20 protein-coding genes are annotated in these 19,101 nt (G+C 63.0%); 3 read left to right on the top strand and 17 right to left on the bottom strand.

Annotation, left to right across the window (positions count from 1 at the left end; translation table 11 throughout):
• Window positions 1-201 precede the first annotated feature (201 nt).
• Window positions 202-2,988 carry a hybrid sensor histidine kinase/response regulator gene (locus C7A17_RS14795; RefSeq protein WP_106738723.1) on the top strand — a complete coding sequence of 929 codons (2,787 nt, stop codon included), beginning with the start codon at window positions 202-204 and terminating at the stop codon, window positions 2,986-2,988.
• A gap of 42 nt (window positions 2,989-3,030) precedes the next feature.
• Entirely contained in the window at window positions 3,031-3,627 is a 597-nt protein-coding gene (locus C7A17_RS14790) for a MarC family protein (RefSeq protein ID WP_106738722.1), read from the top strand.
• Between the two features lie 8 nt (window positions 3,628-3,635).
• Here C7A17_RS14790 and C7A17_RS14785 read toward each other — a convergent pair whose 3' ends face one another.
• The 8 genes from C7A17_RS14785 to C7A17_RS14750 all read right to left on the bottom strand — a co-directional run bounded on the left by C7A17_RS14785 (window position 3,636) and on the right by C7A17_RS14750 (window position 10,541).
• On the bottom strand, window positions 3,636-4,583 hold the full coding sequence (locus C7A17_RS14785) for an AEC family transporter (protein WP_106738721.1): 948 nt from the start codon (window positions 4,581-4,583) through the stop codon (window positions 3,636-3,638).
• Window positions 4,577-5,599: a cell division protein ZapE gene (zapE, locus tag C7A17_RS14780; RefSeq protein WP_234035806.1), complete on the bottom strand. Its 1,023-nt coding sequence runs from the start codon at window positions 5,597-5,599 to the stop codon at window positions 4,577-4,579. Before zapE ends, C7A17_RS14785 begins: the two co-directional genes overlap by 7 nt.
• On the bottom strand, window positions 5,589-6,197 hold the full coding sequence (gene pcaG / locus C7A17_RS14775) for a protocatechuate 3,4-dioxygenase subunit alpha (RefSeq protein WP_106738719.1): 609 nt from the start codon (window positions 6,195-6,197) through the stop codon (window positions 5,589-5,591). The genes zapE and pcaG overlap by 11 nt, the downstream gene beginning before the upstream one ends.
• 12 nt (window positions 6,198-6,209) lie before the next feature.
• Window positions 6,210-6,929, bottom strand: a complete 720-nt coding sequence (gene pcaH / locus C7A17_RS14770; protein ID WP_106738718.1) for a protocatechuate 3,4-dioxygenase subunit beta — start codon at window positions 6,927-6,929, stop codon at window positions 6,210-6,212.
• Window positions 6,930-7,054: 125 nt separating this feature from the next.
• Entirely contained in the window at window positions 7,055-7,987 is a 933-nt protein-coding gene (pcaQ, locus tag C7A17_RS14765) for a pca operon transcription factor PcaQ (RefSeq protein ID WP_106738717.1), read from the bottom strand.
• 146 nt (window positions 7,988-8,133) lie between these two features.
• On the bottom strand, window positions 8,134-9,063 hold the full coding sequence (catA, locus tag C7A17_RS14760; RefSeq protein ID WP_106738716.1) for a catechol 1,2-dioxygenase: 930 nt from the start codon (window positions 9,061-9,063) through the stop codon (window positions 8,134-8,136).
• 40 nt (window positions 9,064-9,103) lie between these two features.
• Window positions 9,104-9,394, bottom strand: coding sequence for a muconolactone Delta-isomerase (gene catC / locus C7A17_RS14755; protein WP_106738715.1), 291 nt, complete (start codon window positions 9,392-9,394; stop codon window positions 9,104-9,106).
• Between the two features lie 25 nt (window positions 9,395-9,419).
• Complete coding sequence (locus tag C7A17_RS14750) at window positions 9,420-10,541, bottom strand: muconate cycloisomerase family protein (RefSeq protein ID WP_199796450.1); 1,122 nt, start codon at window positions 10,539-10,541, stop codon at window positions 9,420-9,422.
• 126 nt (window positions 10,542-10,667) lie between these two features.
• On the opposite strand from C7A17_RS14750, the gene C7A17_RS14745 reads away from it, so the two are divergent.
• Complete coding sequence (locus C7A17_RS14745) at window positions 10,668-11,552, top strand: LysR family transcriptional regulator (protein ID WP_106738713.1); 885 nt, start codon at window positions 10,668-10,670, stop codon at window positions 11,550-11,552.
• 69 nt (window positions 11,553-11,621) lie between these two features.
• On the opposite strand, the gene C7A17_RS14740 is transcribed toward C7A17_RS14745, so the two are convergent.
• The 9 genes from C7A17_RS14740 to C7A17_RS14700 all read right to left on the bottom strand — a co-directional run bounded on the left by C7A17_RS14740 (window position 11,622) and on the right by C7A17_RS14700 (window position 19,086).
• Entirely contained in the window at window positions 11,622-12,245 is a 624-nt protein-coding gene (locus C7A17_RS14740; protein ID WP_106738712.1) for an NIPSNAP family protein, read from the bottom strand.
• A 59-nt stretch (window positions 12,246-12,304) separates the two neighbouring features.
• Window positions 12,305-13,582, bottom strand: a complete 1,278-nt coding sequence (locus tag C7A17_RS14735) for an OprD family porin (RefSeq protein ID WP_106738711.1) — start codon at window positions 13,580-13,582, stop codon at window positions 12,305-12,307.
• A 285-nt stretch (window positions 13,583-13,867) separates the two neighbouring features.
• Window positions 13,868-14,368, bottom strand: coding sequence for a flavin reductase (locus tag C7A17_RS14730; protein WP_013717266.1), 501 nt, complete (start codon window positions 14,366-14,368; stop codon window positions 13,868-13,870).
• Window positions 14,369-14,398: 30 nt separating this feature from the next.
• Window positions 14,399-15,358 carry a PDR/VanB family oxidoreductase gene (locus C7A17_RS14725; protein WP_106738710.1) on the bottom strand — a complete coding sequence of 320 codons (960 nt, stop codon included), beginning with the start codon at window positions 15,356-15,358 and terminating at the stop codon, window positions 14,399-14,401.
• A gap of 118 nt (window positions 15,359-15,476) precedes the next feature.
• The gene (locus C7A17_RS14720) at window positions 15,477-16,217 is read right to left on the bottom strand and encodes an SDR family NAD(P)-dependent oxidoreductase (protein WP_106738709.1); all 741 of its coding nucleotides are present in this window, start codon (window positions 16,215-16,217) and stop codon (window positions 15,477-15,479) included.
• Between the two features lie 10 nt (window positions 16,218-16,227).
• Entirely contained in the window at window positions 16,228-16,704 is a 477-nt protein-coding gene (locus C7A17_RS14715) for an aromatic-ring-hydroxylating dioxygenase subunit beta (protein ID WP_106738708.1), read from the bottom strand.
• An 80-nt stretch (window positions 16,705-16,784) separates the two neighbouring features.
• Complete coding sequence (locus C7A17_RS14710) at window positions 16,785-18,059, bottom strand: aromatic ring-hydroxylating oxygenase subunit alpha (protein WP_017362058.1); 1,275 nt, start codon at window positions 18,057-18,059, stop codon at window positions 16,785-16,787.
• A 142-nt stretch (window positions 18,060-18,201) separates the two neighbouring features.
• Window positions 18,202-18,720, bottom strand: a complete 519-nt coding sequence (locus C7A17_RS14705; RefSeq protein ID WP_106738707.1) for a nuclear transport factor 2 family protein — start codon at window positions 18,718-18,720, stop codon at window positions 18,202-18,204.
• A gap of 3 nt (window positions 18,721-18,723) precedes the next feature.
• The gene (locus C7A17_RS14700; protein ID WP_106738706.1) at window positions 18,724-19,086 is read right to left on the bottom strand and encodes an IacB protein; all 363 of its coding nucleotides are present in this window, start codon (window positions 19,084-19,086) and stop codon (window positions 18,724-18,726) included.
• Window positions 19,087-19,101 lie beyond the last annotated feature (15 nt).

Below are 19,101 nucleotides of genomic sequence, written 5' to 3'. Positions count from 1 at the left end.
TAACTTGACGCATTGCTTCGTGGGTTGACAGCGATAGGCCCCGACTGCTTGAGCAGTCGCAGGACTGCGTCAGATGCTGCCTCGACAGCAAACCGGCGCCATCATCCCGTGGGATTTAGCCCAGCAAAATGGCCACCTACGCCATATTCCCCAAGCATATGCTTGGCTATAATCCGGCCACTCACTTAGAAGGATTTGCCCGTGCACCGGCTCAGGACTGCCATCGGATTACTCGCCAGCCTACTGCTGATTGGCCTCGCTTTCCCGGCCACAGCGGCGGACAAGGCAGTCACGACGGCGAATTGGTCCTATCTGATCGATGCCAGTGCGCGCCTGGGCCTGGAAGAGATACGCGCCCAGCGCCAGCAGTTCAAACCACTCAGTAAACAATCCTTCACCTTCCCGCCAAGCCAGCATGCCGTCTGGCTGCGTGCCGAACTGCCGGCCAATCAGCAACCCACCTGGCTCTGGGTGTTCTCCCCGCGGGTTCAGTACCTCGACTATTACTTGCTGCGAGACGGCCAGCTGGAGCAGAACCTGCACACGGGCGAGGCCATGCCGCTGGACTCGCGACCGCTGCCGTCGCGCTTCTACCTGATGCCGCTACCGAACGATGGCCAAACGCGCGTGGCCTACGTCCGCCTCACCTCGAACCATCCGCTGATGACCTGGTTCAAGGTGATGGATCAGAGCGAAGTGGTCAGCCTGGAAAAACCCGCCTACCTCTATGGCATGCTGTTCGGCGCGCTGCTGCTGCTGACCCTGTACAACCTCATCCGCTTCCTCTACAGCCGTAGCGCCAGTGGTCTATGGCTGGCCGGCGTGAACATCGGTCTGGCGATCTGCTCGTCCGCCAACCTGGGTATCTTTGCCCAGTGGTTACCGAGCCTCGGCTACAACCAGTCGTTGATCGCGGATGTATCAGCCCTGTTCGCCGCCTTCAGTGGCCTGGCCTTCGGCCTGGGCTTCGTGCGGGATACACCAGCACAGCACAGCCCACTCAATCGCCTGCTACAAGGCAACGCCCTACTACTGCTGGCCTACGGCCTGTGCATCACCATCACCGGGCTGTTCTGGTTCAGCTCGCTGGTCTACCTGCTGGTGGCGCTGAGCACCCTGAATCTGCTGTTGGTATCCAGCCTGCACTGGCGCGCCGGGTACCAACCCGCGCGACTGGTGGCCGTTGGCATGCTGGTGTTCAACCTCGGCTTCGGCTTCTTCGTGCCGGTACTACTGGGCTTCGACCAGCTCAATCCGGGCTGGCTGGTGCTCGGCGTATTCAGCGTCGCCACCCTGGCCGGCCTGATCCTCAGTGTGTCGCTCACCGAGCGTCAGCGGCAGATCCAGCGCGATACCCTGCACGAGCGCACCGCCATGGCAGCGAGCAGCGCCGAGCTACGCGCCAAGGCCGAGTTCCTGGCCAAGATCAGCCACGAGATTCGCACGCCAATGAATGGCGTGCTGGGCATGACCGAACTGCTGCTGGGCACGCCGCTGTCGGCCAAACAGCGCGACTACGTGCAGACCATCCACAGCTCGGGCAACGAACTGCTCACCCTGATCAATGAGATTCTCGACATCTCCAAGCTGGAGTCCGGACAGATCGAGCTGGACGACGTGCAGTTCGATCTCGGCGCACTGATCGAGGACTGCCTGGACATCTTCCGCGCCAAGGCCGAGCAACAGAAGGTGGAGCTGATCAGCTTCATTCAGCCGCAAGTACCACGAGTCATCAGCGGTGACCCGACGCGCCTGCGCCAGGCGCTGTTGAGCCTGCTCGACAATGCCTTCAAGCAGACCACCGAAGGCGAGATCCTGCTGGTCGCCGCGCTCGATAGCAGCAGTGATCAGCATCGCCTGCGCATTGCCGTGCAAGACAGCGGCCGCCCACTGCTGCCGGAAGAACGCGACGCGCTGCTCACTGCCGAACTGCAGAGCCGCGACTTCCTCGCGGCCACTCGCCTGGGCGGACGCCTCGGCCTGATCATCGCGCGCCAACTGGTGCGCCTGATGGGCGGCGAATTCGGTATTCAAGGCAGTGGTAACCAGGGCACCACGCTATGGCTGACCCTGCCACTGGACGCCACACGCCTCGAACAACCGGAAGCCGACCTCGACAGCCCGCTGCAGGGCGCCCGCCTGCTGGTGGTGGACGACAACGACACCTGCCGCAAGGTACTGGTGCAACAGTGCAACGCCTGGGGTTTGCAGGTCAGCGCCGTGCCATCGGGCAAGGAGGCCTTGGCCCTGCTACGCACCAAAGCGCACATGCGCGAATACTTCGATGCCGTGCTGCTCGACCAGGACATGCCCGGCATGACCGGCATGCAGCTGGCTGCCAAGATCAAGGAAGATCCGAGCCTCAACCACGACATCCTGATCATCATGCTCACCGGTATCAGCAACGCGCCGAGCAAGGTGATCGCGCGCAACGCCGGGATCAAGCGCATCCTGGCCAAGCCGGTGGCCGGCTATACGCTCAAGACCACCCTCGCCGACGAGCTGGCGCAACGCCCCAACGATACGCCAGCGCAGGCCGCTCCGACGCCGGTCAGCACCCCACTGAACGTACCGGTCGACTTCCGTATTCTGGTCGCCGAAGACAACAGCATCTCCACCAAAGTGATTCGTGGCATGCTCGGCAAACTCAACCTGCAGCCAGATACCGCCAGCAATGGCGAAGAAGCCCTCAACGCGATGAAAGCGCAGCACTACGACCTGGTGCTGATGGACTGCGAAATGCCGGTGCTCGACGGTTTCTCCGCCACTGAGAAGCTGCGCGCCTGGGAGGCCACTGAAAAGCGTCCACGTACTCCCGTGGTGGCCCTGACCGCGCACATTCTCAGCGAACACAAGGAACGCGCCCGTGCGGTCGGCATGGACGGCCACATGTCCAAACCGGTGGAACTGTCACAGCTGCGCGAGCTGATCGAGCACTGGATCGCCGAGCGCGAGCTGCGCCGTCAGCGTGACGCCCTGCCACATTGATGGTCTTCTAGTCTTTTTCTGCCTTCCTGCGAGCCTGCCGCCATGGCGTCCGATATGTTCAGCCTCTACCTGAAGATGCTGGTGCTCTATAGCCCCTTCTTCGTTCTCTCCTGCTTCATCGGCCTGAGCCGCGGCCACACCCTCAAGGAGCGCAAGCGTCTGGCCTGGAAGGTGGCACTGGCAACGCTGATCGCCAGCGTGCTGCTGTACCTGTTCGGCAAGCACATCTTTACCCTGTTCGGCATCACCATCGACGCCTTCCGTATCGGCGCAGGGTCGGTGCTGTTCATCTCCGCGCTCGGCATGGCCCAGGGTAAATCGGCGGTGCAGAGCGACAACGTGCAGCAGGACGTCACCATCGTGCCGCTGACCATTCCAATCACTGTCGGCCCCGGCACCATCGGTGCCCTGCTGCTGATGGGCGCCAGCCAGCCGCACTGGGACGACAAACTGGTGGCCGTGGCGGCGATCTTCCTCGCCAGCCTCACCGTCGGCATCGTCCTGTACCTGTCCAACCAGTTCGAGCGCCTGCTCGGCGACCAGGGCCTGCAGATCGTCAGCCGTTTGATGGGCCTATTCGTCTGCGCCCTGGCGGCGCAGATCATCTTCACCGGGGTGAAGAATTACCTGGTGCTGTAAACGAGCCCTCACCCCGGCAGCAATCCCTGCCAGCGCAGCAGTACCAGCAACACGCTGACGCTGAAGAAGGCCAGCACCGTGCAACCCACCAGCGCAGCAGCGCAGCGCTCCTCCAGGCCGAAGCGCTGACCGAGGATGGGAAACACGCTCATCATCGGCGCACTGGTGAACAGCACGCCGGCGACCATCAGCATCGGGTCGATACCCGGCACCAGGCTCAGTGCGACGAACATCAGCAGCGGATGCAGGATCAATTTGCCGATGGAGGTCTGCGCCAGATCCGCCGCCATGCCGCCGATCTTCATACCGTTGAGCGTGGCGCCGATGACGAACAGCGCCACCGGTGCAGAGGCAGCGGCCAGCATGTCGATGACCCGAGCCGGAACCATTGGCAGGTGCAGCTCCAGCATCGACATCACCAAGCCCAGCACGATGGCGATGATCAGCGGATTGCGCAGCAGGCGCAGCGCCGTTTCGCGCGCCACCGTCCAGCCCTGCCCGCCCTGTCTACCGGCCTCAGCAATGGCCAGTGCCAGTGGAATCATCACCAGGTTCTCCACCAGCATGCCCAGCGCCATCGCCAGCGCCGCCGTCGGCCCGATCACCATGACCGCGATGGGGTAGCCGACAAAACCGCTGTTGGACACCGACATGCCCATTGCCAGGATGGCACTGTGCGACAACCCAAGGCCGCGCCAACGCCGTGCTACCAGCAAACCGATGCCGAACAGGCTCAGCGATGCCAACGCAAAGGCCAGCAGATAAGGCCAGTTGAGCACCTCGCTCAAACTGCGCTCGGCCAATGCCTTGAATACCAGCGAGGGCAAGGCGAAGTAGATGACGAAGGTGCCCATACCGCGCACCTGTTCACGATTGACCAGAGCGATTCGGGCCGAGAAAAAGCCCAGACCGATAAGGATGAAGATCGGTGCGGTAATGCTCAGAACCGCTAGCATGCCAGACTCTCCACTTGTTCTTGGCGCAGTTGCGCGAGACGACTGCGAGTACGGGAAAAATCGCCGTGCGAGACACCTGCGCACAGCACATCGAGAGAGCTCTCGCTTTGCAGCCAGAGCTCACAATCACTGTCGTAAGCGATGTCGATGAAGTTGACCAGACGCTGCTGCTCATCCAGCGAACAGTACCTCAGCGCCGGCAACTCGCCGATGGCGAGATGCGCGAAACGCTGGCATAGCTGCAGGTAGTCGCCGCTGGCCAATGGCTGCCGGCAGAGTGCTGAAAAATCCAGCCAAACCGTTCGGTCATCCATGCCTCGCAGTGTCAAAGCGCGGCGCTGTAGAAGCAACTGCGAAGCAGCCGGCAAGTGCGCCAGGCGCGCCTCCAGTAGAGCCGCCGGGCCTTCCATATAGAGCCCCCAGTGCCGCGCGCTGCAAGAACGATAGTCGGGGCCAGCGTCCATCTGCAGTATCAGGCAACGCCGTTGCAACAGGTCAGCGAAGGGCTTGAAGCGACTGTGATACAGCGGATTGGGGCACAACTGCGCCGGCGCATAGTTGGAACTGAACAGCAGGATGCAATCGCGCTCGATCAGCGGCTGCAACAGCCGCCCAAGCAAAATCGCATCACCAATGTCATGGACGTGAAATTCGTCGAGGTAAAGCAGTCGGGCTTCGCTGGCCAGTTCGTCGGCGACCCGTTGCAGCGGATCGGCCTGGCCGGCATGCGCCAACATGCGTTGCTGCACGTCCTGCAATAAAGCATGGACATGTACACGGCGCTTGCTGGCCACTGGCGCGACCTCGAACAAGGCCGCCAGCAACAAACTCTTGCCACGCCCGACGCCTCCCCACAGGTAGGCCCCGGCAGCAGGTCGACGGCGCCAGGTAGACGGCCGAATGCGCGCCTGCAGCCAGTCGGCCAGGCGAGCGAGCATCCGTTGCTGCAAATCATCCAGATGCAGGCCGCGCGCCTCGATCAGACGCACGGCCTGTGCATGCAACTCAGAAGTCAAAGAAGACCGTCTCAGCCTCTCCCTGGATGTGGATATCGAAGCGATAGGCCGGTTTGCCATCGACTTCGCAACGCTTGGCGATCAGCGTCTCGCGGCGTTGCGGCTGCTCGATCAGGTTGAGTACCGGATCCTTGCCGTTGGCTTCGGCTTCGTCCTCGAAATACAAGCGGGTGTTGAGATGGATGTTGATACCACGGGCGAACAGGGCGACGTTGATATGCGGCGCCATCGGTACCCCCGCAGCGTTGTTCACCACGCCGGGCTTGACCGTGTAGGCGAACCACTCGCTGCCGGCATCGAAGGTGGTAGCGGTACGGCCGAAGCCATTGAAGGCTTTGCTCTGGTCGTAGTCCTCGTCGTACTGGCCCTGATGGTCGGCTTGCCACAGTTCGAGGAAGGCGTCGCGTACCAGATGGCCATTGCCGTCATAGACGTGACCAACCAACACGATGTGCTCGCCCGGCGCCTCGGGCCTGGCCATCTGGTTCCAGATTTCCTGCTCGCGGGTCGGGTTGCCGGCAGCAGCCAGGGCCAGGCCGATGTGCACGTAGGGGCCAGCGGTCTGCGAGGGGGTTTCCGGCAGCAATTCAACAGGCATGGGTCATCCTCCTCACTTGTTCTCGAAATGGGTCTGGCGCTGGCCACGCAGCACGATATCGAAGCGGTAGGCCAGACAATCCATCGGATTGGCCGTGCTCATGTCGAGCTTGGCGATCAGCGTCTGTACAGCGTCCGGATTGGCAATCGACTTGACGATCGGGCACAGCGGAATCAGCGGATCACCCTCGAAATACAGCTGGGTGATCAGACGCGTGGAAATCGACGGGCCATTGAGCGAGAAGTGGATGTGCGCCGGACGCCAGTCGTTGGGGTTGTTGCGCCACGGATAGGGGCCGGGCTTGATGGTGCGGAAGATATAGCGACCTTCACTGTCGGTCAGCGCACGGCCGACGCCGCCGAAGTTGGGATCGAGCGGCGCCAGATAACGGTCGTTCTTGTGCCGGTAGCGGCCGCCAGCGTTGGCCTGCCACATTTCCACCAGGGTATGCGGGATCGGCTTGCCGTACTGATCCATCACCCGGCCGGAAACGATGATGCGCTCACCGATGGGCAGACAGCCGGTGTTGAAGTTGAGCAGCAGGTCGTTGTCATGCTCGCCGAATTTCAGGTGCGAGAAGTCCGGACCGGTGGTCTCGGAAATCGACTGCGGGATGCTCACCAACGCCTGGCGCGGCGAGCGGGCGATGGATGTCTTGTAGTCGGGGGTGAAGGCTTTCGGATGCCAGTTGCGGTCGCGAATGGCAAAGCGACGGTTGTCCTCGGCAGGCATGGTGCACTCCTGTTGTGGGTATTGTGGAGTTTCCCGGGGTGCAGGTTCCCGGGGAGTTGGCGCAGTCTCGGCCAAACCCGCCTCGATGAACATTGAAAAGACGCCGCCAGCACATAACCAAACAGTTATGGGAAAACACCTTCGCGATAGGTCTGCGCCACCTCGCGCAATACATCGCAGAAGCGCTCGGCAGCGAGCGGCAGGCTCAAGGCGCCATTGCGGCAGATACCCACCGAGCCACCAGGTTCGCGCACATGCAGCTGCAGTTCGGCCAGCTCACCACGCTGCACGTCCAGGCACACCGAGTCCTGCGGTGCTACCCACAGTGCATCGCTGCACAACACGTAGCGTCGACTGAGTGCCGGCGACAGGGTCTCCAGGCGCTGGCGCGAAGGCGTCACTCCGCACTGCACGAACAAGCTGTCTGCGTGCTTGCGAATGGTGGTGCCCGCTGTCGGCAATACCAGCGGGTAATCGCCCAGCCGCCCTAGCGCTTCATCGCCAGCGGCAAGCAACGGATGATCCGGGCGCACGACCAGGGTCATCGACTCGCTGTACAGGTGCTCAAAGGTCAGGCCCTGGATGTCCGGGCTGTCGGTCATACGGCCGATCACCAGATCCAGTTCGCCGACGCGCAACTGGCTCAATAGATAGGCACCCGGCCCTGTGGCGACGCTGACCACCAGCGCCGAGTGACGCTCATGCAGACGTCGCACCACCTCGGGAATCAGCAGGCTTTCCACCGTCGAGAGCACGCCAACGCGCACCTGCCCGGACTCGTGCTCGCCCTCACGCAGGCTGTTCACACCATCGCGCAGAGCCTGCACACAAGGCCCTGCATAGCGCATGAAGGCTACACCAGCAGCGGTCAGACTCGCCCCACTCTTGCCCCGCTCGAACAGGCTGGCCTCAAGGATTTCCTCCAGCTCCTTGAGCGTCTTGGAAATCGCCGGCTGGCTGACGGCAAGCGCATCGGCCGCCTTGGCGAAACTACGCTGGCGGGCGATTTCGAGAAAGCACAGCAGGTGGCGGAATTTGATTCGGGTGTCGATGTTCATCGGGAGCACCAAAGGCAGATGCCCTTGATGATGCCGCAAAGCCTGTCAGGCTCACAGTCCGATTCCGCACTCCGACTGCGGTGCGGGACAGAATAAAAAAACCGGCCCAGAAGGCCGGTCAAACGCAGGGTGGTTGGCTACCCGATTTATTGCAGCGCACGTGGACGCGCGTTGCGCTGCTCGGCGTCAGGCGCAGTGGCGCTTTGCAGCTGGAAGTCGAACTTCACTTCGGCGAAACGATTGCCCTGGAAACCATGATCACGCGCAGCAGCCTCGCTCTCGATGAAGTCCACGTCGCCGATCAGGCCTTCGCGAGTGGCATAAGCGAAGTCGTCCCACAGGTACTCGTCGCCAGCCAGGTTGATCTGCGTGGTCAGGTGACGATAACCAGGCGCGGAGATGAAGAAGTGGATGTGCGCCGGGCGGTTGCCGTGACGACCGAGCTGATCGAGCACTTCCTGGGTGGTGCCATCGGGCGGGCAGCCATAGCCGGACGGCACGATGCTGCGCGCGCGGTAGCGGCCATCGGCATCGGTGACGATGCGGCGGCGCAGGTTGAACTCGCTCTGGCTCGAATCGAAGTAGGAGTAGGTGCCCTTGGTGTTGGCGTGCCACAGATCGACCACGGCACCGGCGACCGGCTTGCCATAGACATCGACCACGCGGCCATGCAGGTACATCGGCGTGCCCGGGTCGGTGCCATCGTCCATCCGCGCCTCGCCTTCGGACAGCGGCGCGCCAGCCACGTACAGCGGGCCTTCGATGGTACGTGGAGTGCCGCCGAGCAGGCCGGCCGCCTCGTCCTTGGCATCGAGCAGCAGATCCAGGTAGTGCTCCAGACCCAGGCCGGCCACCAGCAGGCCGGCTTCGCTGCGCGCGCCCATGCGGTTGAAATAGTCCACTGCCTTCCAGAACTCTTCGGTGGTGACCTCCATATCTTCGATGATACGGATGCTGTCCTGCAGGATGCGATTGACCAGCGCCTTCATGCGCGGGCTGCCCTGGTCGTTGGTGAGACCGCTGACTTCCTTGAAGAAGTTCTGGACGCTTTCGGTATGCGACAGTTTGATGCTCATGATTATTTCCTCATCTTGTTTTTATCGATTGGAAGATTGATCAGCGATCGTCCTGGTGGATCGAAGAAGGATGACGGCACAGGCCGTTCACCTCGATGTCCATGTAGGGGAACAGTGGCAACTGCATGAGGGTGTCGTGCAGCTCCTCGACGCTGGCCAGGTCGAAGACGCTGTAGTTGGCGTAGTGACCGGCGATGCGCCACAGGTGGCGCCACTTGCCTTCGCGCTGCAGGCGTTGCGCCAGTTCTTTCTCGTCAGCCTTGAGTTTGGCCGCCTGGGCGGGATCCATGTCGACCGGCAACTTCACGGTCATCTTCACGTGGAACAGCATGTTGGCTTTCCTCCTTCGGGCAGGGTCAGGAACGGCGGAAGCGCGCCAGGCGCTCTTCGTCGAGGGTCAGGCCGATGCCAGGCAGGCGCGGCACGTGCAGCTGGAAGTCGCGGTACAGCGGCGGCTCGGTGACGATTTCCTCGGTCAGCAGCAGCGGGCCGAACAGTTCGGTGTCCCAGGCCAGCTTGTTCAGGGTGATGAAGGCATGGGCCGAAGCCAGGGTGCCGACACTGCCTTCGAGCATGGTGCCACCGTACAGGCCGATGCCGGCCGCCTCGGCGATGCAGGCGGTGCGCAGCACGGCGCGCGGGCCGCCGTTCTTGGCGATCTTCAGGGCGAACACCGGGGCAGCGCCGTCGCGCGCCAGGTTGAAGGCGTCTTCGACACACTCGATGGATTCGTCGGCCATGATCGGTGCCGGGCTGGACTGGTTCAGGCGTACCTGACCACCACGGTTGTGGCGCGAGATCGGCTGCTCGATCAGGTCGATGCCGTTGTCGCCGAGAATGCGGCAGGCGCGCAGGGCTACCGCTTCGTCCCAGGCCTGGTTGACGTCGACACGCACACTGGCGCGCTCACCCAGGGCCTGCTTGATGGCGATGACGTGGGCCAGATCCTTGTTCACCTCACCAGCGCCGATCTTCAGTTTGAAGATACGGTGGCGACGGGCTTCGAGCATCTGCTCACCTTCGGCGATGTCCTTGCGGGTATCGCCGCTGGCCAGGGTCCAGGCCACTTCCAGGCTATCGCGCACGCGGCCGCCGAGAATCTCACTGACCGGCAGACCGAGGCGCTTGCCCTGAGCGTCGAGCAGCGCGGTTTCAACTGCGGAGCGGGCAAAGGTGTTGCCCTTCACCACACGGTCGATGCGCTGCATGCAGGCGTTGATGTTGCTCGCGTCCTGGCCGATCAGCAGCGGCGCGAAGTGACGATCCAGGTTGACCTTGATGCTGTCCGGGCTCTCGTTGCCATAGGACAGGCCACCGATGGTGGTGGCCTCACCGATGCCCTCGACGCCGTCGGCGCAACGCAGGCGCAGGATCACCAGGGTTTGGTTCTGCATGGTGTGCATCGCCAGCTTGTGCGGGCGGATGGTCGGCAGGTCGACGATGATCGCTTCGAGCGACTCGATCGCGGCGTGGCTCATTTCAATACCCATCAGGTTGTTCATATGTGTGATCGGATATTGATCCTGCATTTTGACAGGTTCCAATATTGATTTTGTCTGCAACAATACCCTGCAGGTATCGTCAACTTCAGAGGACAGCCGCTCATGGAGCTTCGCCACCTGCGCTACTTCCAGGCGCTCGCCGAGACCCTCAACTTCACCCGTGCCGCCGAGCGTCTGCACATTGCCCAGCCGCCGCTGAGCCGACAGATCCAGCAGCTCGAGGAGGAACTTGGCGTAGCCCTGCTCGAACGCGGCCGGCCGTTGCGCCTGACCGAAGCCGGGCGCTTCTTTCACGAACACTCCAGCGCCCTGCTCGAGCAACTGGGCAAGGTCTGCGACAGCACCCGGCGCATCGGCTCGGGCGAGAAGGCCTGGCTCGGCATCGGCTTCGCCCCGTCTACCCTCTACGGCGTGCTGCCGGAGCTGATCCGTCGACTGCGCAGCGATGCCGGCCTGGAGCTGGGCCTGTCGGAAATGACCACGCTGCAGCAGGTGGAAGCGCTCAAGGCCGGACGCATCGACGTCGGCTTCGGCCGTATCCATATCGACGATGCAGCCATCTCGCAGCAGGTGCTGAGGCTCGACCCGCTGGTGGCCGCCCTGCCCGCCGGGCATCCGCTGCTGCCGGGGCCGGTGAGCCTGGCCGAACTGGCCCGCGAGCCGTTCGTGCTGTATCCGGGCAACCCGCGCCCGAGCTACGCTGATCACGTGCTGACGCTGTTCGCCACGCATGGCCTGCAGATCCGTGTGGCGCAGTGGACGAACGAGCTGCAGACCGCCATCGGCCTGGTCGCCGCCGGTATCGGCATCACCCTGGTGCCGGCCTCGGTACAGGTGCTGCACCGCGTCGACATCGACTACGCGCCGCTGCAGGAGGCGCAAGCCACCTCGCCGATCATCATCAGCCGCCGTGTCGGCGACGCCTCGCCAGCGCTGCAGCATTGCCTGGCGCTGGTCAACGAGCTGTCGCACGCACTCCAAGACTGACGCTGCTGGAAGAAAAAAAGCCCGTAAGGAGGGAGACGGGCTGAAGGTACACATGAAAAAAGTCCTGCCCTACTGCAGCGGCGAGAACGCCGCCGGCAGGTAGAGGGTGGAATGCATTTCGCGCAGTTGCGGCCCGGAGTTCTCCGGCGGCCAGACACCGTCCGCCACCGCGCGAGTGCGTACGTCCAGGCGCTGCTCCTGGCTGGCGTACGGCCAGATGTGCAGGTAGCGCGGGGTGCGCCCGTCGGTAGCGAAGAACGCCGCGTAGACCGCCGAATAGCCGGCGCCGGTGCGCGGGCCGACGGCCTTTTCCCAGCCAGCCATGGTCGGTGCCAGGCCGGAGGGAATCAGGTTGTATTCGCGCAGCTCGTAGAACGGCCCGTGGTGGCCGGGCGCCAGAGGCTCGAGGAAAGGAAACAGCGTGTAATTTTCCACCTTCATGTCGAGCATGAAGGCTTCGATACCGAAGGCATCGGGTGCCTGGAGGAAGCGCTCGCGCTCAGCTTGCCGCGCCGTCTCGTCCCGGAAACCGCGCAGCACGGCGATCTGGTTAAGCGGGCCGATTTCGGACGACCAGCAACCCATCAGCACGCAGCCATCGCGCGCCTCGGCGAGCGTCTCACGCAGGTGCTTCAGCGCTTCGGCCGGAGTGCGCACGCGCAGGGTGAAGGTGATCAGTTCGTAGAGTCGCATCGTCTTCTCGCAGCCTGTGAATGCAGGCGGAGCCGGATCTGTCCCGGCCCCGCCGCCGGTCAGAACTTGAAGGTGTAGGAGGTAATCAGGCGGTTCTCCTTGTAGTCAGCACCCGAAGCCGCGCCGTTGCCGTAGCGGGTCTTCACGTCGATGTTGCGCCACTCGAAGCCCACGCCCTTGAGCGGGCCACTCTGCACCACGTAGCTGAGGAAGATGTTGCGTTCGCTCTCGACGTTCTGATCCAGATCGTTGTTGCCACGGTCGATACCGGTGCCGCGCATGTAGCGGGTCATCAGCTTCAAGCCGGGCACGCCATAGCTGGCGAAGTCCAGGTCATAGCGCAGTTGCCAGGAACTCTCGTTGGGCTTGACGAAGGCCACGGTGGACCAGTTCACCAGGTACGGCTGCGGCGCATAGCCGTTGAGGGTGGGGAAGGTACTGTCGCCGAGCATGCGTTGGTAGCCGACACCGATGGCGTGAGCGCCCTTGCGCAGGGTGGTCATGGCGCCGTAGGAGCGGTTGTCGATGTCGCCGTAGAGCGCCTTGCCGTCTTCACGGTTGTCGAAGTAGCGCAGGTCGGTCTTCAGCCCGAAGCCATTACCCAGGTCGGCGTTGTGGGTGGCGCCGAGGTACTGCTGCTGATAGATGTCTTCCAGCTGACCGTAGAAGTAGGTAGCCGACAGGGCCGGGGTGAAGGCATAGGTGGCCCCAGCGAAATTCAGACCATCGCTGCGGCGTTGGATGTCCGGCCCATTGAACAGGTACATCTTCTCGCGGTTGGACGATTCACGGCTGCTGATCTCGGTGAAGCGGCCGGCGGTGAGGGTCAGCTTGTCCACCTCGCGCGACTCCAGCATGAAGCCGTGGTAGGTGGTGATCAGTTGCCGCGAGTCGTCGTAGAAGGCCACCGGCAACGTCGGGCGATGTTCGCCGATCTTCAACTCGGTCTTGGAGTAGCGCATCTTGGCGGTCAGCGCGGCGCGGCCGTAGTCGCGAACCTGCTCGCCCTTGCTGTCATCGTAGGGAATGATGGTGTCCGGGCCGCGGCCACCACCGCCATCGAGGCGATAGGCATATTGCGCAGATACATCGAGACCGAATTGCACAGTGCCTTCGGTATATCCTGAAATGGCGCGAAAGTCGAAACCTTGAGTCCAACTGCCAACACGCGACTTGGGTGCATCGTGCTGTTTGAAGTCACGGTCGATATAGAAGTTGCGCAAACCAAGACTGACTTGTCGATCATCGATAAAGTCCGCTTGGGCGGAAATCGATGCGAACATGCCCATCAGGCCGACAGCACCCATGCTGCTGGCCAGCCAGTTGTTCTGGAACATTGTTTTGATCCTTTGTTACTTGTGCAAGGCACAATGAGTGGAAGCAGATTAATTAGCAGGTAACTCAAACTAGGCAGTTAATCCGCAGTGTTGTTTTTATAACCACTTACTGCAAAAAAGGTCGTAGCAAGGCGCTACCCATAACTATCGGGCAGTTATTTCTTATTAACGGGTACTGCATGTTTCAGGATGAAATGGCACTTCATCCGGCATTTCCGAAGTTACTTCGGAAAATCCTGTGGCACTGGCAAAACGGCGGGTGGGCCACTGCCCACCCACGGCGTCTCAGCAGGCCGAACGTGACTGCTCGCCCAAGCGGTGATAGGCACGGTTGAAATACACCAGGCCGTCCTGGTTCTTGCCGTTACGAATACCCAGCACCTCGCAATAGAAGATGGTGTGCGAACCCACCTCATGCGCCTGGGCGATGCGGCAATCGAAATTGACCAGGGCGTCGTCCAGCAGCGGCGCGCCACTTTCCAGGGTGCTCCAGCTGGCCTGAGCGAAACGCTGGTCGGAGTCCAGTTCGCGGTTGGCGAACACGCCGGAGATGTCCTTCAGCTCGGCGCTCAGCACGTTCACGCTGAGCACGCCGTTCTGCTTGAAGTGGCCGTTGGAAAACGACGCGCGGTTCATGCATACCAGCAGCGTCGGCGGCTGGTCGGTGACGCTGCATACGGCCGAGGCGGTGAAGCCCCAGCGCCCGGCTGCACCGTCGGTGGTGATCACTGATACGGCGCCGCCTAGCAGCGCCATGGCATTACGGAAACCTGTGGTATCGACCATGATCTTGCCCTCATCTATTAGCGGCCTGCGCTAGATATCCAGCACCAGTTTTTTCGACTTGGCGCGCGAACAGCAGACCAGGATCTGGTCGTTGGCGGCCTTCTCGTCATCGGTCAGGTAGACGTCGCGGTGATCCGGTTCGCCTTCCAGCACGTCGCACAGACAGGTGCCACAGACGCCCTGCTCGCAGGAGATTTCCACCTTGATGCCGACGGTGGCGAGGGCATCGATGATGGTCTGGCCTTCGGCAACCTGAACGCTCTTGCCGCTGCGCTGGGCCACCACCTCGAAGCTGTCGCCGCTGGCGTCGACTTCCACCTGGAAGTACTCGCGGTGGATGTGATCCTCGGTGTAACCGGCCTTGCGTGCACCGTCGATGACCCAGTCCATGAAGCCGGACGGGCCGCACACGTAGACGTGCACACCGGCGCCCGGCTGGCCGAGCACGGCCGGCAGGTCGAGCTTCTGCGCATCGCCTTCATCATCGAAGTGAGTGCGTACGCAGGCAGCGAAATCGGCGCCCGCCAGTTCATCGAGGAAGGCCGTGCGGTTGCGCGAACGCCCGCAGTAGTGCAGCTCGAACGGGCTGTCCTGGGCGGTCAGCTGATGCGCCATGGCGATCATCGGGGTGATGCCGATGCCGCCACCGATAAGGATCGAACGGCTGGCGCCCGCAGCCAGGGGAAACAGGTTGCGCGGCGTGCCGACGCTGACGCTGGCGCCCTCGGTGAGCAGCTCGTGAACCGCCACCGAGCCACCGCGCGAAGCCGGATCACGCAGCACCCCTAGGCGGTAGACGCTGGCGTTGGCCGGGTCACCGCACAGCGAATATTGGCGCACCAGGCCGGGTTTGAGGTGGATATCGACATGGGCACCGGCCTCGAAGGTCGGCAGATTGCTGCCCGTCGGATCGGCGAGGTCGAGGATCACCACGCCCTCGCCTTGCTCCTGCCGCTTGCGTACCACCAGGTTCAACACTTGCTCAGTCATACCGACCTTCCCGCACCCTTCGGGGTGCTGATTGTTCTCGTTCGTTACAGTCCGCAGCTCGCACGCGCGGCATTCTTTCTTTTGTCCGCTGCAGCCATTGGGCCGCAGCGGACGGGGTTCAGCGCATGAACAGGCCGCCGTTCACGTCCCAGGTCGCCCCGGTGGTGAAGTAGGCTTCCGGGCGCGCCAGTTGCACCACCAGGTCACCGAGGAAATCGGCATCGCCGAGGCGCTTCACCGGGATATTGGCCAGCAGCCCGGCCATGCGCTCTGGCGGCACTGCCGCATGCACGGCAGGCGACTCGATGGGGCCGGGGGCGATGGCGTTGACCGTCACGCCGGCGGCCGCCAGCTCCTTGGCGAAGATCTTGGTCAGGGTGACGATGGCGCCCTTGGAGGCGGCGTAGTGCGCGCCCGTGGCGGTGCCGCCGTTCTGCCCGGCTAGCGAGGCCATGTTGACGATCCGCCCGTAGCCGGCGCCGGCCATGTGCCCGCCGAACACCTGGCAGCCGAGGAAGATGCTGCGGGTGTTGAGGCTCATGACCTGGTCGAACTCTTCCGGGCTGATCTGCATGACCGGCGTGCTGCGGGTCATCGCGGCGCTGTTGACCGCCACGTGCAGCGCGCCCCAACGGGCCAGGACGGCGGCCAGCGCGGCCTCGAAGTCGGCCTTGCTGGCCACGTCGAGTTGCAGCGCCAGGCTGCGCTGACCGCTCGGATCAAGGCGGTCGGCGGCGGCCTGGGCACGCTCCAGCGAAAGATCGGTGATCACCACCGCATAACCGGCTGCGAACAGCCGGCTGGCGATGGACAGACCGAGGCCCTGGGCGGCGCCGGTGACCAATGCAACTTGGCTCATGGCAGGCCTCTTAGAGGATGTAACCGATACCGGCGAGGGTATCGGTGGAGTTGATCAGCTGGATCAGCTTGCGCTGGATCTTGAAGCAGTCACCGTCACGCTTGAGCTGGAAGGTGATATCGGCGGTGTAGTGCTTGAGCACGTCCTTGCGGAACTCGCGCAGGTTCTGCGCGCAGCGCACGGTGACCACGCCGTCTTCCTCGCCGAGCACGCGAAAGCGCGACAGGCTGCGCACGGTGCGGGCACGCGGGCTGGTGGAGATGGACTCGCCGCCGATCAGGCGCTGCACGCGCAACTGGCGCATGTGATGGTCGTCGTAGGCGTAGTTGAGGGTGTTCTCGAAATCGGTCTCGTTGGGGTCGATGGGGATGATGTAGGTGCCCTTGTCGGCCCACAGGTTCAGCCAGGCGTCGAAGTCGCCGTGGTCGAGCATGTCCGCTTCCTGCCAGATGAAGGCGCTGACGTGGTTGAGCAGTTCAAGATTCATGGTCGTTCTCTTCAAATAAGTGCGTTACGGAACTGAGCAGCAGGCCCCTCTCATCGCGCCGAGAGAGGGGCGAGAACGACTCAGGCCGACATCATCTTTTTCCACTGCTGGTAGGCCGCGCGCATGCCGGTCTCGGCGCTCACGTCGCTGACCAGGCCGTCCTCGCTCGGCTTCTCGCCGGGCAGGCCGCGGTTGAGCATGATCCACAGGTCGCTGCCGGCCTGGGCGCCCTTCTGCACGCGCTCCCAGGCCTCGGAGTCGTCCGGCGTACCGAAGCCCATCGGGCCCTGGAAGTGTTCGTGCAGGCGCAGGCGGTAGCGGTTGGCCACGGCCGGGCCGCCGTCCATGGTGATCACTGCATGGTGGATCTCAGTCTCGTTCACCGAGACCGGCTGCAGCACGCGGAAGAAGGCCATGGAGCAGGCGACGTTGGGGAACAGGTTGAGGTTGAAACCCGAACCGCCGACGGCGCGAACGATGCGGCGCACCTGCTGTTCCTCGATGCCTTCGTCACGCAGCTCCTGGGCCAGGGCCTCGAAGCGCTCGGGGATCGGTTTGTCGAGGTCGGCTTCCAGATCCACCAGGTCGGGGATCATCACCATCACGCTGTGGCCGTTGCCGAGATCTTCGACATAGCCGGGGCCTTCGACGAAATCGAACAGTTCCAGGGTCTGCTCGTCCACCGAGGACAAAAACGACTTGTGCACCAGCGGGAAGTGGTAGGCGTCGGTGGTGTTCTCCAACTGGATCTTCCAGTTGCCGGGGAAGCGGAAGCGATGCTCACCGGAGACCTTCACGCCATAGCCGGCGCCCTGTTTCATGAACAGGTCGATCCATTTCTTCGCCGCGCCGAGGAAATCTTCCAGCGGCTCGATGTCGTCCTTGAAGGTGGCGAAGATCATGCCGTTGTATTGCTCGACGCGCAGGCTGACCAGCGGCAGCTCGCCCTTGTCCAGGCAGTCGGCGTAGCTCTCCGGGTGCGGCACGCCACGCAGGCTGCCGTCGAGGGCGTAGCTCCAGCCGTGGTAGGGGCAGACGAAGCTGTTGGTCTTGCCCTTCTTGTGCTCGCAGACGGTGGCGCCACGGTGGCGGCAGCGATTGAGCAGCACGTGCACGTCCTTCTTGCGGTCGCGCACGACGATCACCGGCTGCTTGCCGATGTAGGTGCTCTTGTAGCTGCCGTTGTCGGGAATCTCGCTGGCGTGCGCCACCCACACCCAGGTGCTGTAGAAGACCTTCTCCAGCTCTTCGTCGAAGATGCGCGCATCGGTGTACAGGGAGGTGTGCACGCGGTCGTGCAGCACCAGGTCGGCCGGCGAGCTGGCCAGGTTCACGGTTTCGATCAGGTTGGTCACGGTCACTCCTCGTCAGCATTACGTGCCGACTCACAATTTCTTTTGCTCGCCTTGTCCGAAAGTCGGAGCTCCGGCTAGCGCCATCTTCGTAGGGTGGGCTTCAGCCCACGTCTGGCCTTTCTGCGGTGGGCTAAAGCCCACCCTAGGTCTGTTGGTTCTTGCCCGGCACGGGCAGGTGGGCATCGCTGTTCCAGGCATCGACCGGGCGACCGAACAGGTTCTCGGTCTGGAAATGGGCCATGCGCCAGACGCCTTGCTCTTCGCGAAAGCGCACCGTCAGCCGCGCCGCATTGAGGTGCGAAGCGCCACTGGCGAAGGTGGAGGTCTGCAACATCACCCAGCTGCCGCTAGCCTCGTCGCCCTCCACGCGGATCAGCTCCGAGCAGAGGAAGTGCACGTTGAGGGCGAAGTGCGCCGGCTCTGTCATGTAGCCGGCAAACATCGCGCGGATCGCCTCGCGCCCCCGGTAGCCGCCGAAGCTCTTGGCGTACTTCGCGCCCTTGCCTTCCCAGATGGCGTCGGCGGTGAACAGCCCGGCCAGCTCGTCCAGCGGAGTGCGCGCGTCGAGCGCGTCGCACAGCACCATGTAGCGGTTCATGCAGGCACGCACGGCGTTCTCGCTTTCCAGCTGGTGCAGGCGGGCTTCGAGGGATCGGCTCATGGCTCAGGCCCGCTGGATGATCAGTTCACGGCCGGTACGCGCTTCCACCTTGCAGTAGCGCCACAGCTTGTACGGGCCGGTGCCCACGGCGGTGGTGCGGAACAGGTTGCAGGCCGCGTGCACCGTTTCGATGTCCGGCACGTCGGCCAGCAGGTAGGTGGTCCAGGGGTAGCCGGTGGATGGGCCGACCATGCTCTGGTCGTCGTCCATGTTGCCGAATACCGTCACCCCGGGCAGGTCATGGATACCGTTCCACATGGCGCTGAACGCCGCCCAGACTTCCAGTTGCTCTTCACGTGGGGCGTCGAAGAAGTTCTGGTTGATGCCCATGCAGAACAGGACGCGCAGGGCTTTTTTCTCAGTCATCACAATCACCGATCT

It is taken from the genome of Pseudomonas mendocina, assembly GCF_003008615.1.
Taxonomy (GTDB): domain Bacteria; phylum Pseudomonadota; class Gammaproteobacteria; order Pseudomonadales; family Pseudomonadaceae; genus Aquipseudomonas; species Aquipseudomonas mendocina_C.
This window is presented reverse-complemented; position numbering and strand designations above follow the sequence as displayed.

Bases quoted from the DNA above. Each gene is read 5' to 3' on its own strand.
- C7A17_RS14790 (WP_106738722.1), top strand. From the start codon at position 3,031: ATGGCGTCCGATATGTTCAGCCTCTACCTGAAGATGCTGGTGCTCTAT.
- C7A17_RS14785 (WP_106738721.1), bottom strand. From the start codon at position 4,583: ATGCTAGCGGTTCTGAGCATTACCGCACCGATCTTCATCCTTATCGGT.
- pcaG (WP_106738719.1), bottom strand. From the start codon at position 6,197: ATGCCTGTTGAATTGCTGCCGGAAACCCCCTCGCAGACCGCTGGCCCC.
- pcaH (WP_106738718.1), bottom strand. From the start codon at position 6,929: ATGCCTGCCGAGGACAACCGTCGCTTTGCCATTCGCGACCGCAACTGG.
- pcaQ (WP_106738717.1), bottom strand. From the start codon at position 7,987: ATGAACATCGACACCCGAATCAAATTCCGCCACCTGCTGTGCTTTCTC.
- catA (WP_106738716.1), bottom strand. From the start codon at position 9,063: ATGAGCATCAAACTGTCGCATACCGAAAGCGTCCAGAACTTCTTCAAG.
- catC (WP_106738715.1), bottom strand. From the start codon at position 9,394: ATGCTGTTCCACGTGAAGATGACCGTGAAGTTGCCGGTCGACATGGAT.
- C7A17_RS14750 (WP_199796450.1), bottom strand. From the start codon at position 10,541: ATGAGCCACGCCGCGATCGAGTCGCTCGAAGCGATCATCGTCGACCTG.
- C7A17_RS14745 (WP_106738713.1), top strand. From the start codon at position 10,668: ATGGAGCTTCGCCACCTGCGCTACTTCCAGGCGCTCGCCGAGACCCTC.
- C7A17_RS14740 (WP_106738712.1), bottom strand. From the start codon at position 12,245: ATGCGACTCTACGAACTGATCACCTTCACCCTGCGCGTGCGCACTCCG.
- C7A17_RS14735 (WP_106738711.1), bottom strand. From the start codon at position 13,582: ATGTTCCAGAACAACTGGCTGGCCAGCAGCATGGGTGCTGTCGGCCTG.
- C7A17_RS14730 (WP_013717266.1), bottom strand. From the start codon at position 14,368: ATGGTCGATACCACAGGTTTCCGTAATGCCATGGCGCTGCTAGGCGGC.
- C7A17_RS14725 (WP_106738710.1), bottom strand. From the start codon at position 15,358: ATGACTGAGCAAGTGTTGAACCTGGTGGTACGCAAGCGGCAGGAGCAA.
- C7A17_RS14720 (WP_106738709.1), bottom strand. From the start codon at position 16,217: ATGAGCCAAGTTGCATTGGTCACCGGCGCCGCCCAGGGCCTCGGTCTG.
- C7A17_RS14715 (WP_106738708.1), bottom strand. From the start codon at position 16,704: ATGAATCTTGAACTGCTCAACCACGTCAGCGCCTTCATCTGGCAGGAA.
- C7A17_RS14705 (WP_106738707.1), bottom strand. From the start codon at position 18,720: ATGAGCCGATCCCTCGAAGCCCGCCTGCACCAGCTGGAAAGCGAGAAC.
- C7A17_RS14700 (WP_106738706.1), bottom strand. From the start codon at position 19,086: ATGACTGAGAAAAAAGCCCTGCGCGTCCTGTTCTGCATGGGCATCAAC.